The sequence below is a fragment of the Acinetobacter sp. RUH 2624 genome, assembly GCF_000162375.2.
GTDB lineage: Bacteria > Pseudomonadota > Gammaproteobacteria > Pseudomonadales > Moraxellaceae > Acinetobacter > Acinetobacter nosocomialis.
The window spans coordinates 739,980-741,710 of the sequence record NZ_KI391939.1 but is presented as its reverse complement, the minus strand read 5'-3'; the positions used below and the strand labels follow the sequence as shown (position 1 = coordinate 741,710).

General features: G+C 31.3%; 2 protein-coding genes and 2 pseudogenes. 3 read left to right on the top strand and 1 reads right to left on the bottom strand.

The window, feature by feature from the left end; genetic code table 11:
• Window positions 1-381: KGG domain-containing protein (locus tag HMPREF0014_RS26140; protein ID WP_006582036.1), on the bottom strand; the 381-nt coding region annotated here is incomplete at its 3' end.
• A gap of 482 nt (window positions 382-863) precedes the next feature.
• Here HMPREF0014_RS26140 and HMPREF0014_RS10185 point away from each other — a divergent pair.
• The 3 genes and pseudogenes from HMPREF0014_RS10185 to HMPREF0014_RS25910 all read left to right on the top strand — a co-directional run.
• A complete protein-coding gene (locus HMPREF0014_RS10185; protein ID WP_025466845.1) occupies window positions 864-1,268 on the top strand; it encodes a DUF6367 family protein in 405 nt (134 codons plus the stop codon).
• 141 nt (window positions 1,269-1,409) lie between these two features.
• Window positions 1,410-1,538 (top strand): annotated as a pseudogene (locus tag HMPREF0014_RS25330) (NAD(P)-dependent oxidoreductase); the annotation flags it as partial.
• Window positions 1,539-1,593: 55 nt separating this feature from the next.
• Window positions 1,594-1,731 (top strand): annotated as a pseudogene (locus HMPREF0014_RS25910) (IS5/IS1182 family transposase); the annotation flags it as partial.

Below are 1,731 nucleotides of genomic sequence, written 5' to 3'. Positions count from 1 at the left end.
ACCACCGCGATCATCATCTTCGTCGTCATCGTAACGACTGCGGCTACGGCCTCGGCCACCTGAACGACCGCGATCATCATCTTCGTCATCGTCATAACGGCTGCGACCGCGACCATTGCGATCATCATTCTTATGACTTAAAGCACCAGCTTCACGAGCCTCTTCCGAGGTAAATTCATGTGCATTACCACTAGCGTGTGCAGCTCGACCAGCTTCACGAGCTTCTTCTGAAGTAAATTCATGTGCATTACCACTTGCATGCGCAGCACGCCCACCTTTACTGGCTATTTCTCTTACTCTTTCAGGATCCATACTTGCAAATCCACGATTTGAAGTACCTGAACTATTGTTATCGTGATCTTCATATCTAGTATTAGCCATAGTTATATCTTCCTATATTTAAATTATAGTAGCTACCGCTTTTGTTGAACGGATAAATTTAAGATAAGAGATTTAAAATATTTTTATACCTATGCTATGTTTCAACCTTTTTAAATGTATATAAATTAAAATACGTAAAAAACTCTAAGATGATTATTTAAATAAAGATTTTATCAATTAAAATATTTATAAAATATTCTATAGTTTTACTTTTTAAATACTGGCCATACTTATTATTACTCAATCCTACATAATAATATATTTTTACAAATGCCTTTAAAAGATCAATGTGAATAACATAAACTTTCACAATGTACAAATCAATAATAAACAAAAACATCTTAACAATTGAAGAAACAAATAAAAAATACAATTAAAATTATTTAAAAACAATAACATAATCAATTACTTTTTCAGAAAAAATTTACTTGAGTGAGCAAAATCAAGATTTAAAATTAAAATATAATATTTATGAGAGATGAATCATGCAATTACCTCAAACTCAGTCATCGCTACAATACATTCATATTTCTGTACCTGAAATTTTACTTAGTAATATACAAATTAAAAATATTTGGCAAGATTATAACCAAGAATGGAGCTATAGATTAGATCCACCTCATGCAAGCCATCCTTTCCAAAGAGATTTACATATTATTAAATCAAAAAATATTGAGAAAGAAGATATAAAAGAACCATTTGATAATTTAGTAGCTAAAAATAAACCAGAATTAAAATCTATAGTAGAAGCAGAAACCGTAATAAAAGAAATTTTAGATTTATCGGATTATATACCTATAGAAAATTGGTTAGAGGATACAGGTAATCGATCAATTATTGAAAGTATGATTGATAAAAACAAGGTTAAATTATTGGATATTATTTAATAAAAATTTAGATGTTATATTTTTTTACATCCTTATATATAAAATAACAAAGACAACTTTTTAAAAAAGACTATTTACTTATATTCACGTGCATATTAATCACTATAAAGGGACTGAAATTTAAATAGAGGTAGTCTAGACATGGAAAATACAACAAATGAGTATCCAACAGCAGTTCCAGCACAAGTTCAACCTCATCAGCCAGGCGATCAGGAGAAGATGCATCCTGAACCAGAAATCATTAAAGCATCTCATAAAGGTAGTGAGAAACGGCTTTGTTGCACAAAGCTATTCTTGAAGGCTTCTTCAGTAATATAATTTCCAGATGAAGAAGCCTACACCTAAAATCTATCGTACAACCAATTGGTCCTCGTATAACCAAGCTTTAATCAAGCGAGGAAATATTTCAATCTGGTTTGATCCTAAGACGCAATGGTATGCACAACCACAAGGCAAGCAAGGA